General features: G+C 57.9%; 13 protein-coding genes. 6 read left to right on the top strand and 7 right to left on the bottom strand.

The features are described from left to right. Positions 1-20: 20 nt before the first annotated feature. From wecB to G7045_RS00375, 6 genes are all read left to right on the top strand, one after another. Positions 21-1109 (top strand): non-hydrolyzing UDP-N-acetylglucosamine 2-epimerase, encoded by a 1089-nt coding sequence (wecB, locus tag G7045_RS00400; protein ID WP_166155754.1) that lies wholly within the window; start codon positions 21-23, stop codon positions 1107-1109. 66 nt (positions 1110-1175) lie between these two features. Beyond that, positions 1176-2993 (top strand): glucosamine 6-phosphate synthetase, encoded by a 1818-nt coding sequence (locus G7045_RS00395; RefSeq protein WP_166155751.1) that lies wholly within the window; start codon positions 1176-1178, stop codon positions 2991-2993. Between the two features lie 21 nt (positions 2994-3014). After that, entirely contained in the window at positions 3015-4232 is a 1218-nt protein-coding gene (locus tag G7045_RS00390; RefSeq protein WP_166155748.1) for a glycosyltransferase family 4 protein, read from the top strand. Positions 4233-4239: 7 nt separating this feature from the next. Beyond that, entirely contained in the window at positions 4240-5181 is a 942-nt protein-coding gene (locus tag G7045_RS00385; protein ID WP_166155745.1) for an SDR family oxidoreductase, read from the top strand. Continuing rightward, complete coding sequence (locus G7045_RS00380) at positions 5181-5732, top strand: sugar transferase (RefSeq protein ID WP_166155742.1); 552 nt, start codon at positions 5181-5183, stop codon at positions 5730-5732. The genes G7045_RS00385 and G7045_RS00380 overlap by 1 nt, the downstream gene beginning before the upstream one ends. A 139-nt stretch (positions 5733-5871) precedes the next feature. Further along, positions 5872-7734 (top strand): nucleoside-diphosphate sugar epimerase/dehydratase, encoded by a 1863-nt coding sequence (locus G7045_RS00375; RefSeq protein ID WP_166160305.1) that lies wholly within the window; start codon positions 5872-5874, stop codon positions 7732-7734. Here G7045_RS00375 and G7045_RS00370 read toward each other — a convergent pair. The 7 genes from G7045_RS00370 to pyk all read right to left on the bottom strand — a co-directional run bounded on the left by G7045_RS00370 (position 7701) and on the right by pyk (position 16143). Beyond that, positions 7701-8492 carry a 5'-methylthioadenosine/adenosylhomocysteine nucleosidase gene (locus G7045_RS00370; protein ID WP_166155739.1) on the bottom strand — a complete coding sequence of 264 codons (792 nt, stop codon included), beginning with the start codon at positions 8490-8492 and terminating at the stop codon, positions 7701-7703. The two genes, G7045_RS00375 and G7045_RS00370, sit on opposite strands and share 34 nt — an antisense overlap. Positions 8493-8560: 68 nt before the next feature. Next, positions 8561-10240: a long-chain-fatty-acid--CoA ligase gene (locus tag G7045_RS00365; RefSeq protein WP_166155736.1), complete on the bottom strand. Its 1680-nt coding sequence runs from the start codon at positions 10238-10240 to the stop codon at positions 8561-8563. Between the two features lie 137 nt (positions 10241-10377). After that, complete coding sequence (locus G7045_RS00360; protein WP_166155733.1) at positions 10378-11805, bottom strand: NAD(P)(+) transhydrogenase (Re/Si-specific) subunit beta; 1428 nt, start codon at positions 11803-11805, stop codon at positions 10378-10380. A gap of 27 nt (positions 11806-11832) precedes the next feature. Then, positions 11833-12156 carry an NAD(P) transhydrogenase subunit alpha gene (locus G7045_RS00355; RefSeq protein WP_166155730.1) on the bottom strand — a complete coding sequence of 108 codons (324 nt, stop codon included), beginning with the start codon at positions 12154-12156 and terminating at the stop codon, positions 11833-11835. Positions 12157-12242: 86 nt separating this feature from the next. Further along, positions 12243-13358: a Re/Si-specific NAD(P)(+) transhydrogenase subunit alpha gene (locus G7045_RS00350; RefSeq protein WP_166155727.1), complete on the bottom strand. Its 1116-nt coding sequence runs from the start codon at positions 13356-13358 to the stop codon at positions 12243-12245. A 189-nt stretch (positions 13359-13547) separates the two neighbouring features. Then, a complete protein-coding gene (fba, locus tag G7045_RS00345; RefSeq protein ID WP_166155723.1) occupies positions 13548-14612 on the bottom strand; it encodes a class II fructose-bisphosphate aldolase in 1065 nt (354 codons plus the stop codon). 94 nt (positions 14613-14706) lie between these two features. Further along, on the bottom strand, positions 14707-16143 hold the full coding sequence (gene pyk, locus G7045_RS00340; protein WP_166155720.1) for a pyruvate kinase: 1437 nt from the start codon (positions 16141-16143) through the stop codon (positions 14707-14709). Positions 16144-16390: the final 247 nt, after the last annotated feature.

The raw sequence follows: 16390 nt of genomic DNA, 5'->3' as shown, positions 1-16390 counted from the left end.
AGCGCTAGCAGCTATCAAATATGAGAAAAATCCTCACCGTTTTGGGCGCGCGCCCGCAGTTCATCAAGGCCAGCGTGGTCAGCCACGCCATTGCCACCACGCCGGGCCTGACCGAAGTGCTGGTGCACACCGGCCAGCACTTTGACGCCAACATGTCCGACGTATTCTTTGCCGAGCTGGGCATGGCCAAGCCCGATTACTTTCTGGACATCCACGGCGGCAGCCACGGTGCCATGACCGGGCGCATGCTGGAGGCGGTTGAAAAAGTCATGCTGCAAGAAAAGCCCGATGTGGTGCTGGTCTATGGCGACACCAACTCCACCCTGGCCGGCGCCCTGGCCGCCGCCAAGCTGCACATCCCCGTGGCGCATGTGGAAGCCGGTTTGCGCAGCTTCAATATGGCGATGCCGGAGGAAATCAACCGCATCCTGACGGACCGCATCTCCCACTGGCTGTTTACCCCCACGCAAGCCGCCAGCGCCAACCTGCAGCGCGAGGGCTATGCCGCCGACAAGATCATCGAAGTGGGCGACGTGATGTACGACGTGGCCCTGCACCACGGCAGCCGCGTGCAACCCGGCACCGGCCTGATGGCGCAGTTGGGCTTGACAGAAAAAGGCTACGTGCTGGCCACCATCCACCGCCAGGAAAACACCGACCACCCCCAGCGCCTGGCCGCCATCGTTGATGCGCTGACGGCCACCGCGCGCACCCTGCCCGTGGTCTGGCCCCTGCACCCGCGCACCCGCGCCGTGCTGCAAAAGGCCGGGTTGCTGGACGCCTTGGCCAGCCAGGTGAAGCTGATCGAGCCCGTGGGCTATCTGGACATGGTGCAGCTGGAAAAGTTTGCCGCGCTGATTGCCACCGACAGCGGTGGCGTGCAAAAAGAAGCCTTCTTCTACCAGGTGCCCTGCGTCACGCTGCGCGATGAAACCGAGTGGGTGGAGCTGGTGCAGGCGGGCTGGAACCGGCTGGCACCGCCGGTGGATGCGCAGGCGTTGCAAGCGGCGATGGCTGGGGCGCTGGGCAGCCGAGGGCAGGATGTGCAGCCTTATGGGGTGGGGGATGCGGCGGGGCGGGTGGTGAATTCGATTTTGAATGTTGTTTGAGTTGAAATATTTTGCCAAAATCTCCAGATGTTTATCTGGTTGAATTATTGCTTTTGAAAGTAATTTATGTGCGGAATTTTTGGAATTATTGCAAAAGAAAAAGTAGAGAAATCAAGCCTGATGACTTTGGCTTTGCACGCCAGGCAGCGCGGGCGGGACTCCAGTGGCTTGATTTATTTTGGCGATTCAGGGTATCAGGTAAGTCGGGCAGATTATGACATTAAGAAATTGATTTCTACTATCAAGCCGTTTGATTCATCTTTTGTGCTTGGTCATAGCCGACTGATCACCAATGGCCTATCGGATAACCAGCCAGTTGTCCGTGGTGGGATCTGCGTCATGCACAACGGCATCATCGTCAATGATGCGAAAGTATGGAATGTCATCAAGCCGCAGCGAACATTGGAAATTGACAGCGAAGTGATCGCCGCCATTGCAGAACAATACATTGAGGAATCCGATGGCGATTTGAATGGCTTGCCGGAAAGGATTCTTTCCTTGTGTGTGGGGGTTGTGGCTTGCGCGCTTGTCATTCCCAGATTGGGAAAGCTGCTTTTGTTTTCCAATAACGGCAGCCTTTATTTTGGGGAGACCAAGAACAGTTTTTGTTTTTCTTCGGAGAAATTCCCGCTCGACCAAATTGGTTGTCCTGAAATCAGGCAGATCCGGAAGGATTTCGTTGCAATTGATTTGCCGACCTCTGATGAAATTCATGTTTCTGACGAGAAGCAACGCGTTCAAAATCTTATTCCTCCATTTCAATCCATCTCGGCAGAGGAAAAGTTGCTGCTCTATCCACAGCATAACTTAAGGCGTTGCACTTGTTGCATTCTGCCGGAGACTATGCCTTTTATTTCATTCGATGCGGAGGGCGTGTGCAACTACTGCCGCCACTACACACCGAGGAATACACCGAAACCGAAGGAAGAGCTATTTAATCTTGTAAAAAAATATCGCCGCACGGGAACGGCTGATTGCATCGTACCATTTTCCGGGGGGCGAGATAGCTGCTACGGATTGCATCTGATTGTCAAAGAGCTCAAGATGAATCCAATCACTTACACGTATGATTGGGGGATGGTAACCGATCTAGGACGGCGCAATATTAGTCGTGTTAGTGCAGCATTAGGCATCGAAAATATTATTGTCGCCGATGATATTTCCAAAAAAAGGCATAACATAAAAATTAATTTAAAGGCATGGCTGAAATCGCCCCATCTAGGGATGATCAGTATTTTAACTGCTGGCGATAAGCATTTTTTCCGACATATCGAAACCATAAAAAAACAAACGGGCATAAACTTAAACCTGTGGGGAGTTAATCCTTTGGAGGTGACGCACTTCAAGGCGGGTTTTTTGGGAGTACCTCCTGATTTTGAAGAAAAGCGTGTTTACATGCATGGCTGGCACAAGCAGTTAGAGTATCAAAGCTTGCGTTTCAAGGCCATGTTGCAGAGCCCTGGTTATTTCAATCGTTCATTGTGGGATACCTTGTCTGGCGAATACTACCGTAGCTTTACCGAGAAAAAAGATTATTACCATATTTTCGATTATTGGCGCTGGGATGAAAAAATAATCGATGACACACTTATTAATGAATATGAATGGGAGCTAGCAACCGATACAAGTACCACCTGGCGTATTGGCGATGGAACTGCAGGTTTATATAATTATATCTATTATTTGGTTGCAGGCTTCACTGAGCATGATACGTTCCGTAGCAATCAAATTCGCGAAGGCGAACTTACCCGAGAGGAGGCGCTTGTACTGGTCAAGGAAGAAAACAAACCCAGATATCAAAATATTCGCTGGTATCTCGATGCGCTTAATATGGACTTCACGGAAGTCATCAACATTATCAATGCAATACCCAGATTGTATTAATAGCGGAAAATCAAAAACAACATGAAAAAAACAATTTGGTACATTAATAAATATTTTGCTCCGAAAACACATTCGACGCCTGGTGGTCGGGATTGGAATCTCCTCAAAGAAGTTCATAACTTGGGCTATCGAGTCGTTGTTCTGGCGTCTGATTCGAATTCAGTGTGGGAAACAGAACTACTGGACAAATCGGTTGTCAGAGAAGAGAGAGAGGGGCTTGATATTGTTTGGCTCCGAACAATGAAGTATGGTGTTGCAAAATCATTTAAGAGAATTTTGAGCTGGTTTCATTTTGAGTGGAATATTTTTTTCTTAAATAAGAAAAATCTACCAGCACCGGATGTGGTTGTTGTATCTAGTCTTTCATTGTTGACGGTATTGAATGGCATATATTTAAAAAGGAGATACGGGTGTAAATTTGTATTTGAAGTTAGAGACATATGGCCATTGACAATCATTGAAGAAAATGGGTTTTCAAAATATAACCCCTTTGTTTTTATATTATCTTTTATAGAAAAAATTGGCTATGAAAAGGCGGATAGTATTATAGGGACCATGCCAAATTTGAAAGAACATGTTGAGAGCGTGTCCTCAACAAAAACTCCAGTTTATTGTATTCCAATGGGCATCCCGGAAAATTCTCTAGTGGAACGTCAAGAAGATGACGATATCTTCCCTGGAGAATTATTTCCGGAAAATAAGTTGAAAATAATATATTCCGGGACTATCGGGATTACCAATGCATTGGATGTATTTTTCAGGGCCGCCGAGATGTTGGTTGATAATGACGATATATTATTTTTCGTGCTAGGTGATGGCCCCCTAAAAAATGAATTTCAAAAAAAATATTCTAGGCTGAAAAATGTTATTTTCCTTCCCAGGGTGAGTCGTTGTCAAGTCCAGTCGGTCTTGATGCGATGTGATATTGTTTATTTTTCTACTTTCCCTTCCAAGGTTTGGAATTATGGGCAATCTCTCAATAAACTCATTGATTATATGCTTGCGGGCAAACCCGTCCTTGCCTCATATTCTGGGTATCCGTCGATGATCAATGAGGCGGAGGGCGGTTTTTTTGTCCCGGCTGGTGATGGTATTGCTTTGGCTGATAAGATTTTGGAGCTATCGAAGAGAGAGAGAGAGGATCTTCGAAAAATAGGGGAGAATGGGAAAAAATGGTTGATTGATAATAGGCGGTATTCCAAGCTGGCTAGGGATTTCGTAGCCATTATGACAATTTAAAACTCTAATGAGAGTTGTTTTATTGACTGGTGCCTCAGGATTTATTGGCCAATCGCTGGTTGGGAGGCTGGGTCAGTGTGGTGTGTTTGTACGTCCGATATTTCGATCAGCCATGCAAACTGCCGGTACGAAAGATGCGGTGATTGTCCCTGGCCTGGATGCGAGCACCAACTGGAACGCAGTTTTACACGACGTGGATGTAATTATCCACACTGCAGCCCGTGCCCACATCATGCGCGATGAGGCGCTCGACCCTTTGGCCGAATACCGACGAGTGAATGTAGAGGGTTCGCTGAACTTGGCGCGCCAGGCTGCGGCCGCTGGGGTCAAGCGCTTCGTATTCATCAGTTCCGTGGGGGTCAATGGCTCTGCGACCTCAGGCAAACCTTTTTCTGCAGACGATACGCCTTCTCCTGCTGAGCCTTATGCGCTTTCAAAATGGGAGGCAGAACAGGGCTTGCATGCCATCGCCGCCCAGACGGGGTTGGAGGTGGTCATCATTCGACCTCCCTTGGTTTATGGCCCGCACGCACCGGGAAACTTTGGGCGGTTAGTGTCTGCCGTACAGCGGGGGGCTTGGCTGCCGCTGGGGGCGGTGCATAACCGGCGCACTTTGGTGGCGCTGGAAAATTTGGTGGATTTGATTGCACTGTGCGCCAGGCACCCGGCTGCGGCCAATCAGGTGTTTATGGCGGGCGATGCAGAGGATGTATCCACCACGCTGCTTTTGCAGCGCATCGGGCAGGCGGTGGGACGCCCTGCGCGTTTGTTGCCGGTGCCGGTGTGGTTGATGCGTGCGGGTGCGGCGCTATTGGGCAAGGCACAGGTGGTGGATAAGGTGTGCAGTGATTTGCAGGTGGATATTGGCAAGACCCAGGCTTTGCTGGGCTGGGTGCCGCCAGTGGATATGCAAACGGCTATGCGGTCTTTAAAGGGGCAGGGGGTGTGATGTTGCGGTTGCTGGATATTTTTTTCGCCCTGGTGGGGCTGGTGCTCGGGTTTCCGCTGCTGCTGGCTGTGTATGTGGTGGGCTTGTTTGACACGGGCGCGCCGCTGTTTCGGCAAAAGCGGGTGGGGCGGCATCAGAAGCCTTTTACCTTGGTCAAGTTCCGCACCATGCGCGTGGGTACGGCGTCGGTGGCCAGCCATTTGGCCGATGCCCAGGCGATTACGCCCATGGGGCAGTTTTTGCGCCGCACCAAGCTCGATGAGTTGCCGCAGTTGTGGAATGTGCTGCGGGGCGAAATGAGTTTGGTGGGCCCGCGCCCCGGGCTGTTCAATCAAAAAGAGCTGCTGCAAGCCCGCGCGGCCAGGGGGGTGTATGCGGCCCGCCCGGGCATTACGGGGCTGGCGCAGGTCAGCGGCATTGACATGTCCACCCCTGAATTGCTAGCAGAAACCGATGCCAAAATGCTTGCTTCATTAAACATCACCAACTATTTTCGCTACATCATTCAAACAGTCCTCGGTGGCGGGCAAGGTGATGCCGCAAAAAAATAACCAGGTGCAGACACGACATTGACGCGCACAAGCCAAATAATTTTAGGTTACAACTTTGTCAATCACCTCCTGCCTCTCCCCCCTCCTCACCCTGCCCCGCCGCACCAAGCAGGCTTTGGCACTGCTCATTGACACCCATATGGCCCTTGTCGGCCTATGGCTGGCGTTTTACTTGCGCCTGGAACAATGGGGATGGCCCATTCAAGAACAGCGCTATGTGTACGCCGCCGTGCTGCTCTTCATCCCAATATTTATACGGATGGGGCTTTATCGCGCCATTTTTCGTTATGCAGGCATTTCAGCGATAGCCGTTACATCCATCGCCACTGCCATTTACGGCATTTTATTTTTCGTTCTACTTATCACATTTTCATGGCAAGGGGTGCCACGCAGCCTGGGTTTGATACAGCCACTAGTTTTTTTATTATTGGCAGGTGGCTGGCGTCTGTTGGCACGCCAATTTCTGCAAGACTTGGCCCACAACTCCAAAGAAACCAAACACAAGGGGCGCCTACTTATCTATGGCGCAGGCGAAGCGGGCGTACAAACCGCACTGGCTATGGACGTGATGCAAGAATTTACCGTCTGCGGCTTTGTGGATGACGACATTAAAAAAATTGGCAACCATATCAACCGCACCCCTATCATGGCGCTCGAATCCGTGCCAGCATTTGTCCGCAACCATGGTATTACGGATATTTTATTAGCCATGCCTTCGCTGGGTTGGCAACGCCGCCGCACTATTATTTCCCAGCTTCAACCACTTCCTGTTCACGTACGCAGTTTGCCAGGAATGCTGGACTTAGCCCTGGGCAAGGTATCCGTCTCAGACTTCAAAGAATTGGATATTGAAGATTTACTTGGACGTGAGCCCGTGCAGCCCGACACGGCTTTGCTGGCAAAGAATTTGCAAGGTAAGCGCGTTTTGGTTACGGGCGCTGGAGGCAGCATTGGCAGCGAATTGTGCCGCCAGATTGTTCGAGAGCAACCAGAAAGTCTGGTCTTACTGGAGCACAGCGAATACGCCTTGTATGCCATTCACCAAGAATTGCAGCAATTGTGCCAACAAAATGCATTGGGAGTAGAACTACTGCCGCAACTGGCAAGCATTCGTAATTTACGTCGTCTGCGGGCCATTTTTCAGGCACACCGCCCGCATTCCGTATTCCACGCAGCAGCCTACAAACATGTGCCTTTGGTGCAATCCAATCCTGCAGAAGGGATTATCAACAACGTTTTTGGCACCCTGAATGCAGCGCGCGCCGCCATTGAATACGGCGTGGATAATTTTGTGCTGATTTCTACCGATAAAGCAGTGCGCCCCACCAATGTGATGGGGGCAAGCAAGCGCATGGCGGAGTTGGTTCTCCAAGCCCTGGCGAAGGCACGGCAAGTCGATTTCAGCGCCATTGATTCAAGCCCACAGCCCATTGTTTTTGAAAACCGCACCCAGTTTTGCATGGTGCGCTTTGGCAATGTGCTGGGCAGCAGCGGCAGTGTGGTGCCACTGTTTCGCCAACAATTGCGCCAAGGCGGGCCGCTGACAGTGACCCATGCGGAGGTCACGCGGTACTTCATGACCATCCCTGAAGCTGCACAACTCGTGCTCCAAGCCGGTGCCATGGGGCAAGGTGGCGAGGTTTTTGTGCTCGATATGGGGCAGCCCGTCAAAATCATTGATTTGGCACGGCGCATGATTGATCTCTCGGGCCTGAGCGTGCGCGATGCCCTCAACCCAAGTGGCGATGTGGAGATCAAGGTAGTGGGCCTGCGCCCCGGCGAGAAGCTCTACGAAGAGCTTTTGATAGGGGATAACCCCGAGTCCACCACACACCCCCGCATCATGAAAGCGCACGAAAACCTGGTGGGCTGGCAAGACCTGGTGCCCCAGCTACAAGCCCTGCGCACCGCAGCGCGCCATGAAGACCGGGCGGGCGTGGAACAGGTGCTGACCGCGTTGGTCAGCGGCTACACCAGCGAGGCGGGGGCGGAATCGGCGTAAGTGGTACCGCCCACACCCCCCGCCGCCAACCAAGCCCCCACCACCCCCCCGGCATACCGGCTCGCCACCTGCTGCACGAAGTGCGAAAAATCGACGTGTGCGCTGTCGTCGGCGCGGTCGGAGATGGTGCGCATGGCGGCGAACGGCAGGCCGTAGTCCTGGCACACCTGGGCGACGGCGGCGCCTTCCATTTCAACGGCCAGCACCGGGTGGCCGGCATTGGCCAGCGCCTGGCGCAGGGCGCCAGACTCCTGGGCGGTGGCGACGAAGCGGTCGCCGCTGGCGATCAGGCCCTGGTGGGCTTGGGGCGCCCTGTTTTTGGCATCAAAATGGGCCACAGCGCTTGCCAGATAAGCGCGAGTAGCTATCAAAAGAGAAGCAGATAGCGCCGCATCGCAGGCCAGGCGGGCGCTGCCGTAGCCGGGCAGCTCCCAGCGCGGGAACAGGGGCGAGGCGTCCATGTCGTGCTGCAAGTAGTCGCTGGCGATGACCACGTCGCCCACCTGCACACCCTCGCCGATGCCGCCGGCAACGCCGGTAAAGACGATGCGCTGCGCGCCAAAGCGCTCGATCAGCGTGGTGGCGGTGGTGGCAGCCGCCACCTTGCCGATGCCCGAGAGCGCCAGCACCACCGCTTGGTCATAAAGGAAACCTCGGCAAAACGTGCGTCCAGCGTGCGTGAGGCGCTCTTTTTTTTGCAGCAATTGGAGCAGGCTGGATTGTTCTTCGGGCAGGGCGCTGAGGATGGCGGTGGTCATGGCAGATGCAGAAGGGCAAAAAAAGGGCGGCCTCTGGGCCGCCCGGGTATTGGCGTGCGCGGGTGCGCTTATTTTTTGTCGCGCAGCTCGCGGCGCAGGATTTTGCCCACGGGGGTTTTGGGCAGATCGGTGCGGAACTCGATCACGCGCGGCTGCTTGTAGCCGGTGAGGTTGGCGCGGCAGAACTCCTTGACCTGCTCGGCGGTGAGCTGCGGGTCTTTCTTGACGATGACGAGCTTGACCGCTTCGCCGGTTTTCTCATCGGGCACGCCGACGACGGCACATTCGAGCACGCCGGGCATCTGCGCCACCACGTCTTCGACCTCGTTGGGGTAAACGTTGAAGCCGCTGACCAGCACCATGTCTTTCTTGCGATCGACGATTTTGAAGAAGCCGCGCTCGTCGATGATGCCGATGTCGCCGGTCTTGAAATAGCCGTCGGCGGTCATGACTTTGGCAGTCTCGTCCGGGCGCTGCCAGTAGCCGGCCATGACCTGCGGGCCCTTGATGGCGATCTCGCCGGGTTGGCCCTGAAGCTCGACCTGGTTGCCCTCATCGTCGAGCAGCTTCATATAAGTGCTGGGCACGGGCACGCCGATGGTGCCGGTGTAGTCGTGCGCCGTGACGGGGTTACAGCTGGCGATGGGGCTGGTTTCCGACAGTCCATAGCCTTCGCAGATCGGGCAGCCGGTTTTCTCCAGCCAGAGCTTGGCGACGGCGCCCTGCACCGCCATGCCGCCGCCGACCGAGACTTTGAGGTTTTTCCAATTGACCTTGTCAAAGTCGGGGTGGTTGGCCAGGCCGTTGAACAGGGTGTTGACCGCCGGGAAGCTGTGGAAGGTGTGGCGTGCAAGCTCTTTGAGCACCGCCGGCAGGTCGCGCGGGTTGGGGATCAAAATGGTTTTGCCGCCGGTGCGCATGGACAGCATCATGTTCACCGTAAAGGCGAAGATGTGGTACAGCGGCAGCGCGCACACCGAGCAAATTTGTTCACCCGGCGCCACCTGGCTGATCACGGGCGCGTACCAGGCTTCGGCCTGCAGCACGTTGGCGATGACGTTGCGGTGCAGCAGCACCGCCCCCTTGGAGACGCCGGTGGTGCCGCCGGTGTATTGCAGCAGGGCGATATCGTCCGGGACGATGGAGGCGGGCTTGAAGCTGCCGCGCGAGCCCTGGGCGATGGCCTCATTGAAGCGCACGGCGCCCGGCAGGCTGTACTCGGGCACCATCTTCTTGACGTTGCGCACCACCATGTTCACCAGCGCGCCCTTGAGCAAGCCCAGCTGGTCGCCCATGGCGCACAGCACCACATGCTTGACGGGGGTGTTGGCAATGCAGGCCTGCAGCGTGGTGGCAAAGTTCTCGATGATGACGATGGCCTTGGCGCCAGAGTCCTTGAGCTGGTGCTCCAGCTCGCGTGCGGTGTACAACGGGTTGACGTTGACCACCACGTAGCCCGCGCGCAGCACCGCCGCCACCGTGACCGGGTACTGCGGCGTATTGGGCATCATGATGGCGACGCGGTCGCCCTTGGTCAGGCCCAGGCCCTGCAAATAGGCGGCCAGGGCACGGCTGAGCGAGTCGGTCTCGCCGTAGCTGATGTCCTTGCCCATGAAACTGTAGGCGACGCGGTCGGCGTACTTTTTGAACGCCTCGTCCATCAACGCGACCAGGGAAGGGTACTTTCCGGGGTCAATGTCGGTGGGCACACCCTTGGGGTAAGCGGTCAGCCAGGGACGGTCTTGCATTCTTGTCTCTCCTATTTTTCATGACACAAAAGGTGAGCTGCATTGTCCCCGCAAGCCAGCCCTTTCTTACCCACGCCTTACCAAAAAGCGGTGCAATGTTGACGCTTCGCAACGCCCCAGATCCAGGGCGCGTCAGCTTACTCAACCGCCTTGACCATGTCCTCGACCACCTTCTTGGCGTCGCCAAACACCATCATGGTCTTGTCCATGTAGAACAATTCGTTGTCCAGCCCGGCGTAGCCCGCCGCCATGGAACGCTTGTTGACGATGATGGTCTTGGCTTTGTACGCCTCCAGAATCGGCATACCGTAGATCGGGCTGCCCTTTTGCAGCGCCGCCGGATTGACAACGTCATTGGCGCCCAAAACGATGGCCACGTCGGCCTGGCCGAACTCGCCGTTGATGTCCTCCATCTCGTGCACCTGGTCGTAGGGCACCTCGGCCTCGGCCAGCAGCACGTTCATGTGCCCCGGCATCCGCCCGGCCACAGGGTGAATGGCGTATTTGACGGTAATGCCCTTGTCGGTGAGCTTTTGCGCCAGCTCCTTGACGGCGTGCTGCGCCCGCGCCACGGCCAGGCCGTAGCCGGGGACGATGACCACGGTCTCGGCGTTGCCCAGCACAAAGGCGGCGTCGTCGGCGCTGCCGCTTTTGACGCTGCGCTGCTGCTGCGCCCCCTGGGCCGCACCCGCAGCGGCATCACCGCCAAAGCCACCCAAAATGACGTTGAAAAACGAACGGTTCATCGCCTTGCACATGATGTACGAGAGGATGGCGCCCGAGCTGCCGACAAGCGAGCCGGCAATGATGAGCATGGAGTTGTTGAGCGAAAAGCCAATGCCCGCCGCCGCCCAGCCCGAGTAGCTGTTGAGCATGGACACGACCACCGGCATGTCCGCACCGCCGATGGGAATGATGATGAGCACGCCCAGCACAAAGGCCAGCGCCAGCATGGCAAAGAAGGCATCCCAGCGCTCGGTCGCCATGAACACCAGACCCAGGCCAACCGTGGCCAGACCCAGCACCAGGTTCAGCAGGTGCTGCCCGGAGAACACCACCGGCGCGCCCTGGAACAGGCGAAACTTGTACTTGCCCGAGAGCTTGCCAAAAGCAATCACCGAGCCGCTGAAGGTGATGGCGCCAATGGCAGCCCCCAGGAACAGTTCCAGACGGTTGCCATGCGGAATCGCCTCACCCTTGGCAACGATCTGAAACGCCCAGGGCTCTGCCACCGCCGCAATGGCAATGAATACCGCCGCCAAGCCAATCATGCTGTGCATGAACGCCACCAACTCGGGCATCTTGGTCATCTCCACGCGCTGCGCCATCACGGCGCCAGCGCCGCCGCCAAGCACCAGGCCGCCCAGCACATAACCGAGGCCCACCACGTTGCCACCGGCCAGTTTGTAGATCAGCGCCGCCGTGGTACCTGCGGCAATCGCCATGCCGACCATGCCAAAGACGTTGCCCCGAATGGAGGTGGTGGGGTGCGACAGGCCCTTGAGCGCCTGAATGAAGCACACGCTGGCCACCAGATACAGCAGCGTCACAAGATTCATACTCATTTGAATTGCTCCTGATTTAATAGCTGCTTACGCTTTATTGGCGGGCGCTGGAGGCGCTTTTCGCTCTTTTTTCTTGAACATTTCAAGCATTCGGCGCGTCACCAGGAAGCCGCCAAACACATTCACCGCTGCCAGCGCCACGGCGAGCACGCCCATGCTCTTGCCCAGAGTGGTTTCGGTCAGCGCCGCCGCCAGCATGGCGCCGACGATGACGATGGCCGAGATGGCATTGGTCACCGCCATCAACGGCGTATGCAGCGCCGGCGTGACGGTCCATACCACGTGGTAGCCGACATAGATCGCCAGCACGAAGATGATGAGGTTGATGAGGGTGGGGGATACGGTGTCCATGGCGGACCTCCTTCTCGCTCGCAAAAAAGGGGACAACGGGCACCGCCAGCAGCAGCAAAGCCGCAGCGGACGCCCACAAGAGGAACTCAGGCGCGCAGCAGCTGGCCCTGGTGCGCCATCAGGCAGGCGGCGACGATGTCGTCCTCCCGGTTCACCTGCAGGCCACCTTCGGCTGTCAGCACCAGCTTGAGAAAATCGAGTACGTTGCGCGCATACAGCGCCGAGGCGTCGGCTGCCACCAAGGCTGGCAGATTGGTCTCGCCCACCAGGGTCACGCCATGCTTGAGCACCGTCTGACCGGCTTCGGTCAGTGGGCAGTTGCCGCCCTGGGCTGCGGCCAGATCGACGATGACCGAGCCCGGCTTCATGGCGCGCACCATGTCCTCGGTCACCAGCACAGGGGCGGCGCGGCCCGGGATCAGGGCAGTGGTGATGACGACGTCGGCCTGGGCCACGCGCTTGGCCACCTCGGCCTTCTGGCGGTCAAGCCAGCTTTGTGGCATAGGCCGGGCGTAGCCGCCCACACCCTCGGCGGCTTCTTTTTCTTCAGCGGTTTCGTAGGGCACGTCAATAAACTTGGCGCCCAGCGATTCGACCTGCTCCTTCACACTCGGACGCACATCCGAGGCTTCAATCACCGCGCCCAGGCGCTTGGCCGTGGCAATCGCCTGCAACCCGGCCACGCCCACCCCCAGAATGACGACGCGTGCCGCCTTCACGGTGCCGGCGGCCGTCATCAGCATGGGGAAAAAACGCTGGTAGCGGTCGGCAGCGATCATCACGGCCTTGTAGCCAGCGATATTGGCCTGGCTCGATAGCACGTCCATGCTTTGCGCGCGCGTGGTACGCGGCGCAGCCTCCAGGGCGTAGGCCGTGACGCCCGCCGTCGCCAGGCGCAGCAAGCCCTCGGCGTCGAAGGGGTTGAGCATCCCCACCAGGGTGCTGCCACGTCGGAGCTGCCCAACCTCTTGCGCCTGCGGCGCGCGCACTTTCAGCACCAAATCCGCGCCCCAGGCTGCAGCAGCATCCACCACTTCAGCGCCGGCCGCTTCATACAGCGCGTCCGTGACGCTGGCCGCCAGGCCCGCGCCGCGTTGCACCCGCACGGTATGGCCCTGGGCCTTGAGTTTCTTGACCGTCTCGGGGGTCGCGGCCACCCGGTGCTCTCCCACCAGGGTTTCCGCAGGCACTCCAATCAACATGGCTTCTCCTCCAATCAAACTGTCCAAAAGCTTACTTGAAGTTACCGCCAATTAAGCGAACGTTCGTACTTTATAGGCGCCATTCCCCAATTTGGTGCATCCAACGGGCGTAAAAAAAGCAGCCTGCAGGCTGCTTTTAAGGGTTAACCCGAAAGGGTTGCGATGATTTTAGGCGGACGGTATTACCGATTAACGCACGAGTTGCGCCAATTCACCCGCGCCGTATTTCTGTGCCATGACGGACAGCGCAATGCCTTTGATTTTGGCGGCCTGGCCTTCGCAGCCAAACTCCAGGTAGCGCTGCTTGCAAATCGCCTTGGCGGCTTCGCGCGCGGGCTTCATCCATTCGCGCATGTCGAATTTGTCTGGGTTCTCGACCTGGAATTTGCGCACCGCGCCAGTCATGGCCATGCGGATGTCGGTGTCGATGTTGATCTTGCGCACGCCGTGCTTGATGGCTTCCTGGATCTCGGACACCGGCACGCCGTAGGTCTGCTTCATCTTGCCGCCGTACTGGTTGATGATGGCAAGCAGGTCTTGCGGCACGCTGGAGCTGCCGTGCATCACCAGGTGGGTGTTGGGGATGCGGGCGTGGATTTCCTTCACGCGCGAGATCGCCAGCACGTCGCCCGTGGGCGGGCGGGTGAACTTGTAGGCGCCGTGGCTGGTGCCAATGGCAATGGCCAGGGCGTCGAGCTGCGTCGCCTTGACGAACTGCGCCGCCTCCTCGGGGTCGGTCAGCATCTGGCTGTGGTCGAGCTTGCCGACGGCGCCCACGCCGTCTTCCTCGCCGGCTTCGCCCGTTTCCAGGCTGCCCAGGCAACCGAGTTCGCCTTCGACGGTGGCGCCGATCTTGTGCGCCATGGCCACCACTTCCTGCGTCACGCGCACGTTGTAGTCAAAGTCGGACGGGGTCTTGCCGTCTTCGCGCAGGCTGCCATCCATCATCACCGAGCCAAAGCCCAGGTCGAGCGCGCCTTGGCAAATAGCCGGGCTGGTGCCGTGGTCCTGGTGCATGACCAGCGGGATGTGCGGGTAGGCTTCGGCGGCGGCGGCGATCAGGTGCTTGATAAAGCTCTCGCCGGCGTATTTGCGCGCGCCGGCGCTCGCCTGCAGGATGACGGGGGCGCCGACCTCGTCAGCCGCAGCCATCACGGCCTGCACCTGCTCCAGGTTGTTGACGTTGAAAGCGGGGATGCCATAGCCGTGTTCGGCGGCATGGTCGAGCAGTTCGCGCATCGAGACGAGGGGCATGGTGTATGGGTCCGTTCGAGGGTGGATAAAAGCGCGGCGGTAACCGCTTCGTAACCGCCCGATTTTAGGACAAGGCCCATGCCCCTCAGGCGGCCTACTCCACGCTGCAGATTTTGAGCATGTTGGTGCCGCCGGGCTGGCCCATGGGCTCGCCGCAGGTGATGGCGTAGATGTCGCCTTTTTGCACGATCTGGCGGTTCTTCAGGTGCAGCTCGGCCTGCTCCAGCGCCGTGTCGCGGTCGGCGCTGGTGTCCATGAGCAGCGGGCGCACGTTGCGGTACAGCGCCATCTTGCGCTGCGTGGAAATTTTGGGCGTCAGGGCGTAGATCGGAATGTGGATGCGGTAGCGGCTCATCCACAGCGCCGTCGAGCCGCTGTCGGTGAGCGCAACGATGGCCTTGGCGCCCAGGTGGTGGGCGGTAAACAGCGCGCCCATGGCAATGCTCTGGTCGATGCGGCCAAAGCTGCGGTTGTTGAAGTCGGCGTCAAGCTCGACCTCTTCCGCCGCCTCGGCGGCGCAGCAGATGTTGGCCATTTCCTGCACCGTCTCCAGCGGGTATTTGCCGGCAGCGGTCTCGGCGCTGAGCATGACGGCGTCGGTGCCATCGAGCACGGCGTTGGCCACGTCGCTGACCTCGGCGCGCGTGGGCACGGGGTTGGTGATCATGCTCTCCATCATCTGCGTGGCGGTGATCACCACCTTGTCCATGTCGCGCGCCATGCGGATCATTTTCTTTTGCAGCGCCGGCACGGCAGCGTTGCCGACCTCGACCGCCAGGTCGCCGCGCGCAACCATGATGCCATCGGAGACGCGCAAAATTTCTTCCAGGCGCGGAATCGCCTCGGCGCGCTCGATTTTGGCAATCAGCCCCGGGCGGTGGCCGTATTCCGCCGCCGCCACGTTGCACAGCTGGCGCGCCATTTCCATGTCGATGGCGTTCTTCGGAAAGCTCACGGCCACGTAGTCGGCCTGAAAGCCCATGGCGGTCTTGATGTCCTCCATGTCCTTGGCGGTGAGGGCCGGCGCCGTCAGGCCGCCGCCTTGCTTGTTGATGCCCTTGTTGTTCGAGAGCTCGCCGCCGAGCTTGACGGTGGTGTGCACGGCGTCGCCGCGCACGGCGTCCACGGTGAGCACGATCAGGCCGTCGTTGAGCAGCAAGGTGTCGCCGGCGCGCACGTCGCGCGGCAGGTCTTTGTAGTCCAGGCTGACGCCGTGCACGTCACCGGGCTCGGTGCGTGCGGCATCGAGCACAAAGGCGGCGCCGGGTTCGAGCCATACCTTGCCGTCGGCAAACTTGCCGACGCGGATTTTGGGCCCCTGCAGGTCGGCCATGATGGCCACCTCGCGCCCGGCGCGCTGCGCAGCGGCGCGCACCAGGGTGGCGCGGTCGATGTGATCTTGCGCCTTGCCGTGGCTGAAGTTCAGGCGCACAACGTTGACCCCGCCCCGAATCATGGCTTCGAGCAGCGCGGGCTCGCTCGATGCCGGCCCCAGGGTGGCGACGATTTTGGTGGCGCGGGTCATTTGCATAGGGTGCTCCTACAGGGTTTGTAATTCAGTTTCAATTCTGGCACGAAACCGGTTACATGCAGCCCACCCCAGCGGGGCTTGTGTATGCACACATCTTTTTTGATAGCGCACAACGCTTGTTTGGCGCTGGGTTGCACTCCCTCTCCCCTTGCGGGAGAGGGTTGGGGAGAGGGGTGAATAGGCAAGGTGCTGCCAGCGCCCCCTCTCCCCCGGCCCCTCCCCCGCGAGGGGGGAGGGGAGCAAAAAC

This window comes from Acidovorax sp. HDW3, assembly GCF_011303755.1.
Taxonomy (GTDB): Bacteria; Pseudomonadota; Gammaproteobacteria; order Burkholderiales; family Burkholderiaceae_C; genus Paenacidovorax.
Note: the sequence above shows the minus strand (reverse complement) of the source record. Positions and strands in the feature narration are given on the sequence as shown.

Excerpts from the sequence above, each read along its gene's own strand:
- wecB (WP_166155754.1), top strand. The coding sequence starts at position 21 with ATGAGAAAAATCCTCACCGTTTTGGGCGCGCGCCCGCAGTTCATCAAG.
- G7045_RS00395 (WP_166155751.1), top strand. The coding sequence starts at position 1,176 with ATGTGCGGAATTTTTGGAATTATTGCAAAAGAAAAAGTAGAGAAATCA.
- G7045_RS00390 (WP_166155748.1), top strand. The coding sequence starts at position 3,015 with ATGAAAAAAACAATTTGGTACATTAATAAATATTTTGCTCCGAAAACA.
- G7045_RS00385 (WP_166155745.1), top strand. The coding sequence starts at position 4,240 with ATGAGAGTTGTTTTATTGACTGGTGCCTCAGGATTTATTGGCCAATCG.
- G7045_RS00380 (WP_166155742.1), top strand. The coding sequence starts at position 5,181 with ATGTTGCGGTTGCTGGATATTTTTTTCGCCCTGGTGGGGCTGGTGCTC.
- G7045_RS00375 (WP_166160305.1), top strand. The coding sequence starts at position 5,872 with ATGGCCCTTGTCGGCCTATGGCTGGCGTTTTACTTGCGCCTGGAACAA.
- G7045_RS00370 (WP_166155739.1), bottom strand. The coding sequence starts at position 8,492 with ATGACCACCGCCATCCTCAGCGCCCTGCCCGAAGAACAATCCAGCCTG.
- G7045_RS00365 (WP_166155736.1), bottom strand. The coding sequence starts at position 10,240 with ATGCAAGACCGTCCCTGGCTGACCGCTTACCCCAAGGGTGTGCCCACC.
- G7045_RS00360 (WP_166155733.1), bottom strand. The coding sequence starts at position 11,805 with ATGAGTATGAATCTTGTGACGCTGCTGTATCTGGTGGCCAGCGTGTGC.
- G7045_RS00355 (WP_166155730.1), bottom strand. The coding sequence starts at position 12,156 with ATGGACACCGTATCCCCCACCCTCATCAACCTCATCATCTTCGTGCTG.
- G7045_RS00350 (WP_166155727.1), bottom strand. The coding sequence starts at position 13,358 with ATGTTGATTGGAGTGCCTGCGGAAACCCTGGTGGGAGAGCACCGGGTG.
- fba (WP_166155723.1), bottom strand. The coding sequence starts at position 14,612 with ATGCCCCTCGTCTCGATGCGCGAACTGCTCGACCATGCCGCCGAACAC.
- pyk (WP_166155720.1), bottom strand. The coding sequence starts at position 16,143 with ATGCAAATGACCCGCGCCACCAAAATCGTCGCCACCCTGGGGCCGGCA.